The organism is Microbacterium oleivorans (assembly GCF_023715745.1).
GTDB classification, from domain to species: Bacteria; Actinomycetota; Actinomycetes; order Actinomycetales; family Microbacteriaceae; genus Microbacterium; species Microbacterium oleivorans_D.
Map to the genome: position 1 here is coordinate 118574 of NZ_JAMBOV010000002.1, position 14566 is coordinate 133139.

Annotated in this window: 15 protein-coding genes; 12 read left to right on the top strand and 3 right to left on the bottom strand. The window is 70.3% G+C overall.

From position 1 onward, the window contains the following. Positions 1-41: 41 nt before the first annotated feature. The 8 genes from atpE to M3190_RS05395 all read left to right on the top strand — a co-directional run bounded on the left by atpE (position 42) and on the right by M3190_RS05395 (position 6844). Complete coding sequence (gene atpE / locus M3190_RS05360) at positions 42-275, top strand: ATP synthase F0 subunit C (RefSeq protein ID WP_064001481.1); 234 nt, start codon at positions 42-44, stop codon at positions 273-275. A 28-nt stretch (positions 276-303) separates the two neighbouring features. Next, the gene (locus M3190_RS05365) at positions 304-858 is read left to right on the top strand and encodes a F0F1 ATP synthase subunit B (protein WP_251579273.1); all 555 of its coding nucleotides are present in this window, start codon (positions 304-306) and stop codon (positions 856-858) included. Beyond that, entirely contained in the window at positions 858-1646 is a 789-nt protein-coding gene (locus M3190_RS05370; protein WP_251579274.1) for a F0F1 ATP synthase subunit delta, read from the top strand. Before M3190_RS05365 ends, M3190_RS05370 begins: the two co-directional genes overlap by 1 nt. Positions 1647-1720: 74 nt before the next feature. After that, the gene (gene atpA / locus M3190_RS05375) at positions 1721-3361 is read left to right on the top strand and encodes a F0F1 ATP synthase subunit alpha (protein WP_251579276.1); all 1641 of its coding nucleotides are present in this window, start codon (positions 1721-1723) and stop codon (positions 3359-3361) included. Between the two features lie 23 nt (positions 3362-3384). After that, positions 3385-4281 carry a F0F1 ATP synthase subunit gamma gene (locus tag M3190_RS05380; RefSeq protein WP_251579279.1) on the top strand — a complete coding sequence of 299 codons (897 nt, stop codon included), beginning with the start codon at positions 3385-3387 and terminating at the stop codon, positions 4279-4281. A 22-nt stretch (positions 4282-4303) separates the two neighbouring features. Next, complete coding sequence (atpD, locus tag M3190_RS05385; protein WP_251579281.1) at positions 4304-5752, top strand: F0F1 ATP synthase subunit beta; 1449 nt, start codon at positions 4304-4306, stop codon at positions 5750-5752. A gap of 1 nt (position 5753) precedes the next feature. Then, positions 5754-6014 (top strand): F0F1 ATP synthase subunit epsilon, encoded by a 261-nt coding sequence (locus tag M3190_RS05390; RefSeq protein WP_064001487.1) that lies wholly within the window; start codon positions 5754-5756, stop codon positions 6012-6014. 65 nt (positions 6015-6079) lie between these two features. Further along, positions 6080-6844: a YaaA family protein gene (locus M3190_RS05395; RefSeq protein ID WP_251579283.1), complete on the top strand. Its 765-nt coding sequence runs from the start codon at positions 6080-6082 to the stop codon at positions 6842-6844. Here M3190_RS05395 and M3190_RS05400 read toward each other — a convergent pair. Then, positions 6834-7370 (bottom strand): DUF4870 domain-containing protein, encoded by a 537-nt coding sequence (locus M3190_RS05400; protein ID WP_251579285.1) that lies wholly within the window; start codon positions 7368-7370, stop codon positions 6834-6836. The genes M3190_RS05395 and M3190_RS05400 overlap by 11 nt on opposite strands. A 178-nt stretch (positions 7371-7548) precedes the next feature. Here M3190_RS05400 and M3190_RS05405 point away from each other — a divergent pair, with 178 nt between their 5' ends. Beyond that, entirely contained in the window at positions 7549-8367 is an 819-nt protein-coding gene (locus M3190_RS05405) for a PP2C family protein-serine/threonine phosphatase (protein ID WP_251579287.1), read from the top strand. Between the two features lie 66 nt (positions 8368-8433). After that, a complete protein-coding gene (locus M3190_RS15490) occupies positions 8434-11109 on the top strand; it encodes an FtsK/SpoIIIE domain-containing protein (RefSeq protein ID WP_251579289.1) in 2676 nt (891 codons plus the stop codon). A gap of 15 nt (positions 11110-11124) precedes the next feature. Here the strand turns inward: M3190_RS15490 and M3190_RS05415 are convergent, their stop codons facing one another. Further along, a complete protein-coding gene (locus tag M3190_RS05415; protein ID WP_251579291.1) occupies positions 11125-12114 on the bottom strand; it encodes an asparaginase in 990 nt (329 codons plus the stop codon). Between the two features lie 61 nt (positions 12115-12175). On the opposite strand from M3190_RS05415, the gene M3190_RS05420 reads away from it, so the two are divergent. Beyond that, positions 12176-12670, top strand: a complete 495-nt coding sequence (locus M3190_RS05420) for an OsmC family protein (RefSeq protein WP_251579293.1) — start codon at positions 12176-12178, stop codon at positions 12668-12670. Here M3190_RS05420 and M3190_RS05425 read toward each other — a convergent pair. Then, on the bottom strand, positions 12639-13418 hold the full coding sequence (locus tag M3190_RS05425; protein WP_251579295.1) for a lysophospholipid acyltransferase family protein: 780 nt from the start codon (positions 13416-13418) through the stop codon (positions 12639-12641). The genes M3190_RS05420 and M3190_RS05425 overlap by 32 nt on opposite strands. A 144-nt stretch (positions 13419-13562) precedes the next feature. On the opposite strand from M3190_RS05425, the gene M3190_RS05430 reads away from it, so the two are divergent. Further along, positions 13563-14525, top strand: coding sequence for an FKBP-type peptidyl-prolyl cis-trans isomerase (locus M3190_RS05430; RefSeq protein WP_251579297.1), 963 nt, complete (start codon positions 13563-13565; stop codon positions 14523-14525). The last annotated feature ends 41 nt before the right edge of the window (positions 14526-14566 follow it).

Sequence of the window (14566 nt, forward strand, 5' to 3'; positions counted from 1 at the left end):
CCGGCGCACGCCGAACCATCCAACCGAAAGGAAACACCTCCGTGGACGCAACTACGGTTCTCGCCGCCCTCGAGGGCAACGTCGCGACGATGGGCTACGGCCTCGCCGCCATCGGTCCCGCCATCGGCGTGGGCATCGTCGTGGGCAAGACGATCGAGGGCGTGGCCCGTCAGCCCGAGCTGGCCGGTCGTCTCCAGGTCCTGATGTTCATCGGTATCGCCTTCACCGAGGCGCTCGCCTTCATCGGCATCGCGACCTACTTCATCTTCGTCTGATCCCCGAACAGATTCCTAAGGAGACAGGATGCTGAACGCTCTTGTCGCGTACGCCGCAGAAGAGGGCGAGGCGCACAACCCGCTCATCCCCGCGTGGTACGACATCATCTGGTCGGGCGTCTGCTTCGTCGTGATCCTGTTCGTCTTCTGGCGGGTCGCCCTGCCGAAGATGCAGGCTCTGCTCGACCAGCGCGCTGCCGCCATCGAAGGCAACATCGCAAAGGCCGACGAGGCGCAGCGCAAGGCGGAAGCCGCCCTCGAGCAGTACACGGCGCAGCTCGCCGAGGCTCGCAAGGAGGCCGGTGAGATCCGTGAGGCCGCCCGCGAGGACGGCAAGAAGATCGTCACCGAGGCCAAGGACACCGCTGCCACCGAGGCCGCGCGTCTGACCGCCGCGGCGCACTCCCAGATCGAGGCCGAGCGCCAGAGCGCGCTCGTCTCGCTCCGCAGCGAGGTGGGCACACTCGCCCTCGACCTCGCCGGCGGTGTGATCGGCGAGACCCTGTCGGACGACGCCAGGGCCCAGGCCGTGGTCGACCGCTTCCTCGCCGACCTCGAGGCATCCGAGAAGGCGGCCAAGTAATGGGCAGCGCGACCACTCAGGCCCTCGCGGCGACGACGTCGGCCCTGCAGGCCGCGCCGGGCGTCGACCTCGACGTCGCCCGCGAGCTGTTCGCCGCGGTCCGCGTCCTGGCCGGCTCGTCGCAGCTGAGCGGCGCGCTCTCCGATGCGTCGGCGCCTGCGGAGGGGCGGCAGAAGGTCGTCGCGAGCGTGTTCGGCACGTTCGCGCCGGCCACGGTCGCCGTCCTCGACGCCGCCGTGCGCGAGCGGTGGTCTTCGGCCGCCGATCTGCTCACCGGCATCGAGGAGGCGGGCATCCGTGCCGCCGCCATCGCAGCGCCGCAGGCCGACATCGAGGCCGAGCTGTTCTCGGTGGCCCGGACGATCGCGGCCAACCCCGAGCTCGAACTCGCGCTCGGCAGCCGCCTGGGTGAGGCATCCGCCAAGGGCGCCCTCATCGAGAAGCTGCTCGCCGGTCGGGCCGCCGAGCCGACGGTCATCATCGTGGCCTCGCTCGCGCAGCTCCCGCGGGAGCGGCGCTTCCGCTCGATGCTCAGCTGGGCGCTCCGCGTCGTCGCCGACCAGCGCGGACGGGCGGTGGCGACGGTGTTCGCGGCCGCCGAGCTCACGCCGGCGCAGACCGAGCGGCTCCAGCGGACGCTCGCTGCGCGCTACGACACCGAGGTCTCGCTCAACGTCGTCATCGACCCGGACGTCGTCGGCGGCATCCGGATCGAGATCGGCGACGACGTGATCGACGCCACCGTCTCGTCCCGACTGGGCGACCTCCGCCAGCGTCTGGCGGGCTGACTCTTCCCGCTCCACCGAGGAGCGGACCCGGCAGGCCAGGTGCCCGCCACAAGACCTCACTAAGAAGGAAGACCATGGCAGAACTGTCCATCAGCCCCGACGTCATCCGTGACGCGCTGAAAGACTTCGTCGCCGCCTACGAGCCCACCGGGGCAGCGGCGACCGAGGTCGGCACCGTCGTCGACGCCGCGGACGGCATCGCCCACGTCGAGGGTCTGCCCGGCGTGATGGCGAACGAGCTCGTCCGCTTCGAGAACGGTGTCGAGGGCCTCGCGCAGAACCTCGACGAGCACGAGATCGGTGTCGTCGTCCTCGGCGACTTCGCCGGCATCGAAGCCGGTCAGAAGGTCACCCGCACGGGCGAGGTCCTCTCGGTCGGTGTGGGCGAGGGCTACCTCGGCCGTGTCGTCGACCCGCTCGGCAACCCGATCGACGGTCTCGGCGAGATCGCGACCACCGGCCGCCGCGCGCTCGAGCTCCAGGCTCCCGGCGTCATGCAGCGCAAGTCGGTGCACGAGCCGATGCAGACCGGCATCAAGGCCATCGACGCGATGATCCCCGTCGGCCGCGGTCAGCGTCAGCTGATCATCGGTGACCGCCAGACCGGCAAGACGGCCATCGCGATCGACACGATCATCAACCAGCGGGCCAACTGGGAGTCGGGCGACGTCACCAAGCAGGTCCGCTGCATCTACGTCGCGATCGGCCAGAAGGGCTCGACCATCGCTTCGGTGAAGGGCGCGCTCGAGGACGCCGGTGCCATGGAGTACACGACGATCGTCGCGGCCCCGGCATCCGACCCCGCCGGCTTCAAGTACCTCGCTCCGTACACGGGCTCGGCCATCGGCCAGCACTGGATGTACGAGGGCAAGCACGTCCTCATCATCTTCGACGACCTGTCGAAGCAGGCCGAGGCCTACCGTGCCGTGTCGCTGCTGCTGCGCCGCCCGCCGGGCCGCGAGGCGTACCCCGGCGACGTGTTCTACCTGCACTCGCGTCTGCTGGAGCGTTGCGCGAAGCTCTCCGACGACCTCGGCGCCGGCTCGATGACCGGCCTGCCGATCATCGAGACCAAGGCCAACGACGTCTCGGCGTACATCCCGACCAACGTGATCTCGATCACGGACGGCCAGATCTTCCTGCAGTCCGACCTGTTCAACGCCAACCAGCGTCCCGCGGTCGACGTGGGCATCTCGGTCTCGCGCGTCGGCGGTGACGCTCAGGTCAAGTCGATCAAGAAGGTCTCGGGAACGCTCAAGCTCGAGCTCGCCCAGTACCGCTCGCTCGAGGCGTTCGCGATGTTCGCCTCCGACCTCGACGCCGCCTCGCGTCGTCAGCTCGCCCGCGGTGCGCGTCTGACCGAGCTGCTGAAGCAGCCGCAGTACTCGCCGTACCCGGTCGAGGAGCAGGTCGTCTCGATCTGGGCCGGCACCAACGGCAAGCTCGACACCATCGAGGTGGAGGACGTCCTCCGCTTCGAGCGCGAGCTGCTCGACCACCTGAAGCGGAACACGTCGATCCTCGACACGCTGCGCGAGACGAACGTCCTCGGTGACGACACCGTCGCGGAGCTCGAGAAGGCGGTCGACGCCTTCGTCCTCGAGTTCCAGGGCGGCAAGGGTCAGGCACTCGGCGCGCCGGGTCACGAGGCGGTCGCCGCTGCGGAGGTCGACGACGTGAACCAGGAGAAGATCGTCAAGGGCCGCCGCGGCTGACGCCGACGGGAGACTCATAACCAATGGGCGCACAACTCAGGGTCTACAAGCAGAAGATCTCTTCTGCTCAGACGACCAAGAAGATCACGAAGGCGATGGAACTCATCGCGGCTTCGCGCATCCAGAAGGCGATGGCGCGCGTGCGCGCGTCCAACCCCTTCGCGCGGGCCGTGACGCGTGCCGTCTCCGCCGTGTCGACGCACTCGAACGTCCAGCACCCGCTGACCACCGAGCGGGAGCAGATCCGTCGGTCGGCCGTCGTCGTCTTCGGCTCCGACCGCGGACTCGCCGGCGCGTTCAACTCGCAGGTCATCCGGGAGGCGCTGCAGCTCGGTGAGCTGCTGCGCAGCCAGAACGTCGAGCCGGTCTACTACCTCGTGGGCCGCAAGCCGGTCGGGTTCTTCCAGTTCCGTCGCATCGCGACGGCGGGGGAGTGGATCGGCGACACCGACACCCCGGCCTTCTCGACGGCGGAGGATATCTCCGCCGCGCTGATCGCCGCGTACGAGCAAGGCGGCGAAGAGGGCGGCGTGGATGAGATCAACCTCGTCTACAACCGTTTCGTCAGCATGATGACGCAGACGCCGGAGACGGTCCGTCTGCTGCCGCTCGAGGTCGTCGAGGCGGATGATGCGGCGTCCAGCCAGGTCTACCCGCTCTACGAGTTCGAACCGGATGCCGAGACGGTCCTCGACGCGCTGCTGCCGGTGTACGTGCAGAGCCGCGTGTTCAACGCGCTCCTGCAGTCGTCCGCCGCCAAGCAGGCCGCCACGCAGAAGGCGATGAAGTCCGCCAGCGACAACGCCGACAAGCTCATCACCGACTACACCCGCCTGCGCAACAACGCGCGTCAGGCGGAGATCACGCAGCAGATCGCCGAGATCGTCGGCGGCGCCGACGCGCTGGCGTCGGGCAAATAGACCACACGAAAGAAGAGAAGCCATGAGCCTCACCGCTGAGAAGACGGAGACCCCCGTCGTCGGCCGCGTCGCGCGCGTCACCGGCCCGGTCGTCGACATCGAGTTCCCGCACGACTCGATCCCCGAGGTCTACAACGCCCTCAAGACCACCATCACCATCGGCGACGAGTCGACCGAGATCACGCTCGAGGTCGCGCAGCACCTCGGCGACGACCTCGTCCGCGCCATCTCGCTGAAGCCGACCGACGGCATGGTCCGCGGCCAGGAGGTGCGCGACACCGGCGGTCCCATCACGGTCCCCGTCGGCGACGTCACCAAGGGCAAGGTGTTCAACGTCACCGGTGATGTCCTCAACGCCGCTCCGGGCGAGACCATCGAGGTCACCGAGCGCTGGGGCATCCACCGTCAGGCGCCGAACTTCGACCAGCTCGAGTCCAAGACCGAGATGTTCGAGACCGGCATCAAGAGCATCGACCTCCTGACCCCCTACGTGCAGGGTGGGAAGATCGGCCTCTTCGGTGGTGCTGGTGTCGGAAAGACCGTCCTCATCCAGGAGATGATCCAGCGCGTGGCGCAGGACCACGGTGGTGTGTCGGTGTTCGCCGGTGTCGGTGAGCGCACCCGTGAGGGCAACGACCTCATCGGCGAGATGGAGGAGGCGGGCGTCTTCGACAAGACGGCCCTCGTCTTCGGCCAGATGGACGAGCCGCCGGGGACGCGCCTGCGCGTCGCGCTGTCGGCCCTGACGATGGCGGAGTACTTCCGCGACGTCCAGAAGCAGGACGTCCTCCTGTTCATCGACAACATCTTCCGCTTCACGCAGGCCGGTTCCGAGGTGTCCACGCTGCTGGGCCGCATGCCCTCCGCCGTGGGTTACCAGCCGAACCTCGCCGACGAGATGGGTGTGCTCCAGGAGCGCATCACGTCGACCCGCGGTCACTCGATCACCTCGCTGCAGGCGATCTACGTCCCCGCCGACGACTACACCGACCCGGCTCCGGCGACCACCTTCGCGCACCTCGACGCGACCACCGAGCTCTCGCGTGAGATCGCTTCGAAGGGTCTGTACCCCGCGATCGACCCGCTGACCTCGACGAGCCGCATCCTCGACCCGCGCTACATCGGCGAGGACCACTACCGTGTGGCCACCGCCGTGAAGCAGATCCTGCAGAAGAACAAGGAACTGCAGGAGATCATCGCGATCCTCGGTGTCGACGAGCTCTCCGAAGAGGACAAGATCGTCGTGTCGCGTGCACGCCGCATCCAGCAGTTCCTCTCGCAGAACACCTACATGGCGAAGAAGTTCACCGGTGTCGAAGGCTCCACGGTCCCGATCAAGGAGACCATCGAGTCGTTCGACGCGATCGTCAAGGGCGACTTCGACCACGTGGCCGAGCAGGCCTTCTTCAACGTCGGCGGCATCTCCGACGTCGAAGAGAAGTGGGCGCAGATCCAGAAGGAGAACGGCTGACATGGCGCTGACCGTCACCCTCGTCTCCGCTGAGGCGGAGGTCTGGCACGGCGAGGCGAGCCTCGTCGTGGCCAAGACGGTCGAGGGCGAGATCGGCTTCATGTCCGGTCACGAGCCCGTGCTCGCCATCCTCGCGGAGGGCGAAGTCCGGATCACGCAGTCGAACGGCGAGAAGATCGTCGCGACGGCGGAGGACGGCTTCCTCTCGATGGAGAACGACGAGCTCACCATCGTGGCCGGGAACGCAGCTCTGCAGTCCTGACACCCCTTTCACGCAGCGCCGCCCGGTTCGCCGGGCGGCGCTGCGCTTTTCCCGGAGGTCTCTCCATGCTGATCCTGCTCCCGCCGTCCGAGACGAAACGCGCCGGCGGTGACGGACCGTCGTGGCGCCCCGACGCGCTCGCCTACCCCCAGCTGTCCTCCGCGCGCGAGCAGGTGATGGACGCGCTCGTCGCGCTCAGTGGGGACGAAGACGCCGCGGCGCGCGTGCTCAAGCTGTCGACGCGTCAGCGGGGCGAGGTCGCGCTGAACGCAGCTCTTCGGGATTCGCCCACCATGCCGGCCCTCGACCGGTACACCGGCGTGCTCTTCGACGCACTCGACGCGGCCTCACTCGACGCTCCCGCGCGGGCGTGGGTGGGAGCGCACGTCGCGATCCACTCCGCCCCGTTCGGTCTGGTGGGGGCACTGGACCCGATCCCGGCGTATCGGCTGGGTGCCGGCATCCGTGTCCCGGGACTGCCGACGATGCGGGCCCTGTGGGCGGATGCCGTCGGTGCCGCGATCGCGGCATCGGCACCGTCGTTCGTCCTCGACCTGCGTTCGGAGGCGTACGAGGCGCTCGGCCCGGTCCCGAGCGGGATCCCGCAGGCGTACGTGCGTGTCGTGTCGGAGGGTCCGGACGGCGCCGTCCGCGCCCTCAACCACTTCAACAAGCACGCGAAGGGTGAGCTCGTCCGGCGGCTCTCGGCGTCCCGGCCGGAGGTCGCCGGGCAGGACGCCCTCGTGCGATGGGCGCAGGACGAAGGGATCGTCCTGCGCCCATCGGCGGCCGGCGAGCTCGAGCTCGTCGCCCTGCCCGCTACGAGATGAAGCGGAAGGTGACCGGGTAGCGGTAGCTGCCGCCGGCGTTCACCCGCACCGCGCCGAGGATCGAGAAGATGATGTTCGCGACCCACACGGCGAACGGGAGCAGGCCGCCGATGAAGCCGAGGAACGGGATGAAGGCCAGGATGCCGGCCACGATGTAGGCGACGATCATGGCGATCGTGAAGGTGATCTGCCAGTTCAGCGCCTCTTTGCCCTCGACATTCGTGCGGGGACCGCGGTCCTTGAACACGAGCCAGATGATGAGCGCCGGCAGGAAGCCGACGATGCCGCCGAGGTGGGCGAACATCGCCCACTGCTTGTCCTGGTCGGGGGTGAGCGGCGCGCCCGGCTGCGGCTGCCCGTAGCCCGGCTGCGGGTAGCCCGGCTGCCCGTACGGCTGCTGCTGCGCGTACGGCTGCTGCGGCGGCGGTGCATACCCACCGGGGTTCTGTCCCGGCGGCGGGGTCGGCGCGCCTGAGGGAGGCGGGGACGCGGGGCCGTCCTGCGGCGGCGTGTTCGGGTCTGTCATCGGTATGCCCTTCTGTCGGCGTCGCCGCGTGGCGCGGCTTCCAGCGCGCGTGCGCTGCCACACACGAAAGGTAGTGCTGCGAACTGGTCCGTGGCAACGCCCCGCACCGCGTGATGACGGGGAAGGTCGTCCACTAGAGTGTGAGGACGCTGCACCGATCAGGAAGAAGGGTGGGAGCGTGCCCGAAGCCGTCACCTCGTCCCGCGTCGTCCCCTCCGGCGCAGGCCCCATCGAGGTGCGCTGGGCCGGGGTCACCCATCAGGGCCGCCGTCGTGAGAACAATCAGGACGCCGTGCTGTCGGCCTTCCCGCTCTTCGTGGTCGCGGACGGCATGGGCGGCCACATCGGCGGCGAGATCGCCAGCTCCCGCACCGTCGAGCGCCTGTCCGCTGCGGTCGATCGTGGAACAGTCTCGCCGGAGGCCATCGAGGACGCGCTCGAGCGCGCGGTCGACGACATCGCGTCGCACGCGGAGACCACCGACGACGGCACCGGCACGACGGTGACGGGCGTCTACCTCGATCTGACCGGTGACGAGCCGACCTGGGTGACGCTCAACATCGGCGATTCCCGGGTGTACCTCCTCCGGGACGGGGCGCTCGCGCAGGTGACCACCGACCACTCCGTCGTCCAGGAGCTCATCGCCGCCGGCAGGCTCAGCCCCGAGGAGGCGGAGAACCACCCGTACGGCAATGTCATCACCCGCGCCGTGGGGCCGAGCGACGGCGTCGTCCCCGACTACGTCCGTCTCGAGGTGGTCGATCGAGACCGGTTCGTGGTGTGCAGCGACGGACTCACCAAGGAGCTCACCGACTACGGCATCCTCCATTTCCTCCTGCAGAACGAGGACCCGGCGGCCGCGGTCGACGCGATGCTCGAGGCGGCACTGGAGAACGGCGGGCGCGACAACGTCTCGATCATCGTCGTGAGCGCGCGCCACGTCCCCGCCGACGAGGACACTGCGACCGTCGAGATCTCCTCCCCGGTCACTCCCTGAGCCCCGTCGTCCCCAGGACGCCCCGGCACGCCCGAGCGCACCGGTGATGACGCGGATCCTGGATCCGTGTCCACCTTCGCCCCCGACGACCCGCTGTCCCTCCCTCGCCGCGCCGATCCCGCACCGCGGCCGCCACTGCCGCTGCTGACGGCGGTGGTCCCGGTCATCGGCGCCGGCGTGCTGTGGGCGGTGACCGGTTCCGCCTACGCCCTCCTGTTCGCTGCGCTCGGCCCTCTCATCGCGATCGCCTCGGTCGCCGACGCGGCCCGCACGTCGAAACGCGCCGCGAAGAGGGATGCCGCGACGCGCCGCCGTGAGCTGACCCTCGCCGACGCCGAGCTCGCGACACGCCACGATCACGAGCGCTCGCAGCGCTGGGCCACCCATCCCGACATCGCGCACTACCTCGAGCGCCCGGAGTCCATCTGGCGCATCGTGCCGGAGCGCGAGACCGCGCTGGTCGTCGGCTCCGGCACGGACTCCAGCACCGTCCGCACCACCGGCGGCGACGGGGATGACGCCGCCGAAGAACTCCGCCGACGCGCGTCGCGGGTCGACGGGGTGCCCGTCCTCGTCCCGCTCACCACCGGTGTGGCGGTCCTCGGTCCTCCCGCGGGGGCGGCGGCGGTGGCCCGCGCGCTCGCCCTGCAGGTGCTGCTGTGTCTCCCGCCCGGGCGCGTGCGCCTGGGCGACGACGCACCCGCGTGGGCGGATACCGCGCCTCACCGTGCCGCCGCCGTCGGACCGCTTCTGCAGGTGCTGGAGGAAGGTGGTCTCGTCGGCGGGGATGTCGACATCCCGATCGTCGTCGTTCCCGAGGGGGCGCCTCCGCCGCCGCGGTGCGGTGCGGTCCTGCGCCTCACAGATCCCACGCACGCCCGACTCGATCTCGATGGTCGGTCCCGCGACGTGACCGTGGACGTCCTCTCCGCCGCGCAGGCGCTGCACCTCACAGGAGTCCTGGCCCTGCGCGAGACGCTGCGGGATGCGCCGCCCGCCCGCGGTCGCGCGCTGCCCGCGGCATTCGGCAGCGCCGGAGGAGCGGCCGTTCCCGTCGACCTCGTCGCCGACGGTCCGCACGCCGTCGTCGTCGGGATGACGGGGGCGGGCAAGAGCGAGCTGCTCACGTCCTGGGTCGTGTCGCTCTGCGCCGCACACACACCGGCGCAGCTCGGACTGCTGCTGGTCGACTTCAAGGGCGGCCGCACCTTCGACCACCTGGAGCCGCTCCCGCACGTCACCGGCGTCTTGACGGACCTCGACGAGGCCACCGCCCTGCGCGCCATCGAGAGCCTCCGGGCGGAGGTCCGTTTCCGGGAGCGCACGCTCGCTTCCGTGGGCGCGCGCGACCTCGACGAGGCGGGGGAGAAGCTGGGGCGGCTCGTCATCGTCGTCGACGAATACGCGGCGCTCGTGGCGGCCCATCCGGTCCTGCATGACCTTTTCGGCGACCTCGCCGCGCGCGGCCGCGCCCTCGGCATCCATCTGGTGCTCGCCGCGCAGCGTGCGAACGGCGTCTTCCGCGACGCCGTGCTCGCGAACGCTCCGCTGCGGATCGCGCTGCGCGTCGCGGATGCGACGGACTCCCGCGCCGTCCTGGGCGTCGACGACGCCGCCCGGCTCTCCGGGCGGGCGGACGCCCGCGGCACGGCGCTCGTCCGGCGTTCCGGCGACACCGCGCCCCGACCCGTCCGCGTCGCTCTGTGCGATGCCACGGTGATCGCGGAGACGGCGGCGCGCCAGGGCGGTGCGCCTGCACGACGCCCGTGGGTGCCCGCGCTCGCGGAGCGGATCCCGCTCGACGCGGTGCGGCAGAGCGGCGTCATCGTGCTCGGGACGGCCGACGAGCCCGATCAGCAGCGTCAGCGCAGCATCGTCTGGACGGAGTCGGCGCTCGCCGTCGTGGGCGGCCCCGCGAGCGGACGGACGGGAGCGCTGCGTGTCATCGCCGCACAGACGTCTCCCGTGGTGGTTCCGGGGGACCCGGAGGGTGCCTGGGACGCACTGACCTCACTCGAACGGGTCCCCGCCGGCACGACGGTACTCATCGACGACCTGGACATGGTGCTCGCCGCCCTCCCCGGCGAATACGGCGCCGTCGCGGCGGAGGCGCTCGAACACTTCATTCGCGGGGTGCGCTCGCGCGACATCCGGATCGCCCTCACGACCCAGCGCGTCGGCGGCGGTGTCGGCAGGCTGCTCGAGCTCGTGCCGCGACGCCTCATCCTCGGCACGGGCTCCCGAGCCGAGCACGTGGCCGCGGGAGGCGAATCGAGCGACTTCCTCTCCGAACTCCCGCCCGGCCGCGGCCGCATCGGGCGCACTCTTGTGCAGCTCGCCGATGCCGGCGACATCGCGCTCGTGGGCGACGGTGACACGCCAGCGGCCTGGCAACCGGGGCGTCGTCCCGCCGCGGTCGTCGTCCCGGCCGGGGCGCGCATGCGCCGACTGACGGCGGAGTGGGAAGGGTGGGGGATCTCCGTCTGCCCGGTCGGTACGGACGCAATGCTGACCCGCGGCGGGGTGGTGATCGGACCGCCCGACGCCTGGCTCGCGCAGTGGCGGCTGCTCACCGCGGCGCGCGCCGACGCCGACCTGGTCATCGACGCGGCGTGCGCGGCCGAGTACCGCGCCCTCGTCGGCTCCCGAGACCTGCCGCCTTTCGCCGTCTCGGGCGTCGGTCGCGCGTGGCTCCACGTTCCCGACCGCCCGGTACGCCGCGTCCTGCTCCAAGGAGCATGACGAAGTGCAGTCCGCTCAGACGGTGGGGCGGATGACTCCGACGTCCCGGCCTCCGCCGGTCACCGTCAGCGGCAGATCGGCGAGCGTGCGGGCGACGTCCGCCGCCTGCAATGCGCCGGCGCGGACCAGAAGCGTGAGCGCGGTGACGGCGCCGGCGCGCGTGCTGCCGTCGAGCATCTTCAGCACGACGGTCGTGCCGTTCGGCGCGATCATCGCCATGACGCCCTCCGCGCCGTGCTTGGCGAACACGCCCAGCCGTTCGGTCACGACCGAGTCGGGCTGACCGGGGCCCTGGATCACCCACGGGTTCTCGCGGACCGCGCGGACGAGCGCGCCCGCGCTCCGGTGCAGCGCGAACGGCGACTTCTCGGACGACGCGCCGATGCGGTGGAGTGCCCGGGCCAGCGCAGCGAGCGTCATCGCGTGCACCGGCGCGCCGCAGCCGTCGATCGCCGTCGTCGTGATCTTCGTCCCGCTCAGGCGTTCGATCACTTCGCGCGTGTGTACCTGCAGCGGATGCTGCGGGTCGAGGTAGGTGGCGGTGTCCCAGCCGTTCGTCTGGCACGCCAGCAGCATCGCCGCGTGCTTGCCGGAACAGTTCATGCGCACTCGCTGCGGGCCGATGAGCTCCCGAGTCATCTCGTCGCGCGTCGCAGGATCGCCGGGCCACGACGGCGGGCACTGCAGTGCATCCTCGGCGAGGCCGGCGGCGCTGAGGATGTCGGTCACGAGGGCCACGTGACGATCGGTGCCGGAGTGGCTGGCCGTGGCGACGGCGAGGTGCGCTCCTTCGAGAGCCGCTCCCGCCGAGACGCTCGCGAGGGCCTGCATCGGCTTGAGCGTCGAGCGGGGGAGGATCGGCGCGTCGACGGCACCCAGCGATGAGACGACGCCGCCGTCCGGGTCGAGCACGATCGCCGACCCGGCGTGACGGGACTCGATGAAGCCGCTGCGTTCGACGACGGCGAGTTCGACAGCATCCGTCACAGCGAAGGTCTCAGGCACACTTCCAGCCTACCCAGCGCCCTCCCGCACCCGCGGCGGTGGCGCGTGCGAGACTGGCGACGTGCACGACGAACACCACTACCGTGTGACCACCCGTTGGACAGGCGATCGGGGCACCGGCACGAGCGGGTACCGCGACTACGACCGCGCCGTCACCGTCGAGGTCGAGGGCAAGCCCGACCTGCTCGCATCGGCTGACAAGCCGTTCCGCGGCGACCCCACCCGGTGGAACCCCGAAGATCTCCTGCTCGCGGCCCTGTCGGAATGCCACCTGTTGTCCTACCTGCACGCCTGCGTGACGTCGGGCGTCGTGGTCACCTCCTACGAGGACGACGCCACGGGCACGATGGTTCTCGACGGCAGGGGCGGTGGAGCGTTCCGCGAGGTCACGCTCCATCCCCGCGTGATGGTCGCGGACGCCGCCATGGTCGCCGCCGCCGAGGCGGCGCACCGCCAAGCCAACGAGTGGTGCTTCATCGCCAACTCGGTCAACTTCCCCGTGCACCACGAGGCGGTCGTGACCGTCAGCGACGCTCGTGCGGGAGGACCTGCTTGAGCCGCTCGACGGGATTCTGCGCGGGCACCTCGTTGTAGGCGCCCGCGAGCTCCTGGCCGGAGAGGGCGTGGATCGCGGCCATGATGTCGTCGGTCGCCTGACGGCGTGCGCGCCCGGATGACGCCGGGCCGTGGTGCGAGAGATCGATGGCTTCGCCGTAGCGGATCGTCACACGCGGCGTCATCCGCGGCCACTTGGCGCCCACCGGCATCGCGTCGTTGGTTCCCACGATCCCCACCGGAACCACTTTCGCGCCCGTCTCGAGGGCCAGGAAAGCGACACCCGTGCGGCCCTTGTAGAGGCGCCCGTCGAGCGAGCGGGTGCCCTCGGGATAGAGCGCGATCGCCTTGCCGGACTGGAGGATGCGGCGCTGCTGATCGAGCGCATCGAGGGCCGCCTGGCCCGCACCGCGCTGGACCGGGGTGGCGCCGAGGGCGCGGAAGAAGCGGTTGCTGAACCAGCCCTTGACCCCCGACCCGTCGAAGTAGCTCGACTTCGCGAGGAAGTAGACCGGGCGCGGCGCGAACAGCGGAAGGACGAACGAATCGATGAAGCTCAGGTGATTGCTCGCCAGGATGATGGGACCCGACCGCGGGATGTTGGCGACACCCTCGATGCGGGGTCGATAGATCAGCCGCGCCAGCGGCCCGAAGCCCCAGCGCACGAGGTAGTAGAGGGCCCCGGCGCGCGCGAGCTCGTCGTCGGATGACCCGGCGGAGTTCTCGGGGGGAATCGGCGCTTCGGTCACCAGATGAGGGTACTGCCAAACCCATGCGGGCCCGGACATGCCCGAGGGGGGCGCGGAGGCGAGCCGGATGGCCGACTCACACCCCGGACAAAAGAAGGTGAGGGAGGATGGAGGCAATCCCTGTTTCTCTGTGAGGTCTTCTCCGTGCGTCTTCGTCCCTTCGCCGCCCTGTCCGCCGTCGCCGTGGCCGCGCTCCTGCTGGCCGGGTGCGGGTCCGCCGACAACGCCGCCCCCTCCCCGTCCGGCTCGCCTGCCGCCGACCTCTGCAGCGCTGCGGCGCAGCCCGGCGAGGCATCCGATTCCGTCAAGGTCGACGGCGAGGCCGGTTCGCCCTCGACGGCGACGTTCTCCACGCCGCTGGAGCCCACGGAACTCCAGGTCACGGTGCTCGATGAGGGTGACGGTCCCGCGGTGAAGGCGGGGGAGTTCGTCTCCTACGCCATGACCGCCTACAACGCGAAGGACGGCAAGGAGCTCGCCACCATCGGCTACGAGCCCGGCCAGTTCCTGCCGTCGCAGCTGTCGCCCGACACCGTCCTCGGTCAGGTCTTCGGATGCGGACACGTCGGCAAGCGGGTCGTCGCCACCTTCCCGGCCAGCGACACCGCCCAGGCAGAGGTGTACGTGCTCGACCTCCTCGACACGGTCCCGACCGCGGCGTGGGGCGAGCCGCAGGCTGCACCCGCCGGCTTCCCGACGGTGACCCTCGCCGACGACGGCGCGCCGACGATCGCCATCCCGGAGGGTGAGGAGCCCCCCACCGAGACAGAGGTCGCCACCATCAAGAAGGGCGACGGGTACACGGTCCAGAAGGGCGACTACGCCCTCATCCAGTACACCGGCGTCCGTTGGTCCAATGGCGAGACCTTCGACTCCACGTGGGAGAACGGGTCGCCGATCGCCTACCCGACCACCAACTACGTCGAAGGCTTCCAGAAGGCCCTCGAGGGTCAGACCGTCGGGTCGCAGGTGCTGGTCGTGATCCCGCCCGCCGAGGGCTACGGCGAGGGGGAGATCAACGAGGCCGATCTGAAGGGCGAGACGATCGTGTTCGTCGTCGACATCCTCGGTGCTCAGGCCCCGGCCGCAGGAGCCCCCGCCGAGTGACGGCTCCCCGATCGGCCCTGCGCCCGCGGGTAGGGTGAAGC

Coding starts and splice junctions, on each gene's coding strand:
- M3190_RS05365 (WP_251579273.1), top strand. CDS start 304: ATGCTGAACGCTCTTGTCGCGTACGCCGCAGAAGAGGGCGAGGCGCAC.
- M3190_RS05370 (WP_251579274.1), top strand. CDS start 858: ATGGGCAGCGCGACCACTCAGGCCCTCGCGGCGACGACGTCGGCCCTG.
- atpA (WP_251579276.1), top strand. CDS start 1,721: ATGGCAGAACTGTCCATCAGCCCCGACGTCATCCGTGACGCGCTGAAA.
- M3190_RS05380 (WP_251579279.1), top strand. CDS start 3,385: ATGGGCGCACAACTCAGGGTCTACAAGCAGAAGATCTCTTCTGCTCAG.
- atpD (WP_251579281.1), top strand. CDS start 4,304: ATGAGCCTCACCGCTGAGAAGACGGAGACCCCCGTCGTCGGCCGCGTC.
- M3190_RS05390 (WP_064001487.1), top strand. CDS start 5,754: ATGGCGCTGACCGTCACCCTCGTCTCCGCTGAGGCGGAGGTCTGGCAC.
- M3190_RS05395 (WP_251579283.1), top strand. CDS start 6,080: ATGCTGATCCTGCTCCCGCCGTCCGAGACGAAACGCGCCGGCGGTGAC.
- M3190_RS05400 (WP_251579285.1), bottom strand. CDS start 7,370: ATGACAGACCCGAACACGCCGCCGCAGGACGGCCCCGCGTCCCCGCCT.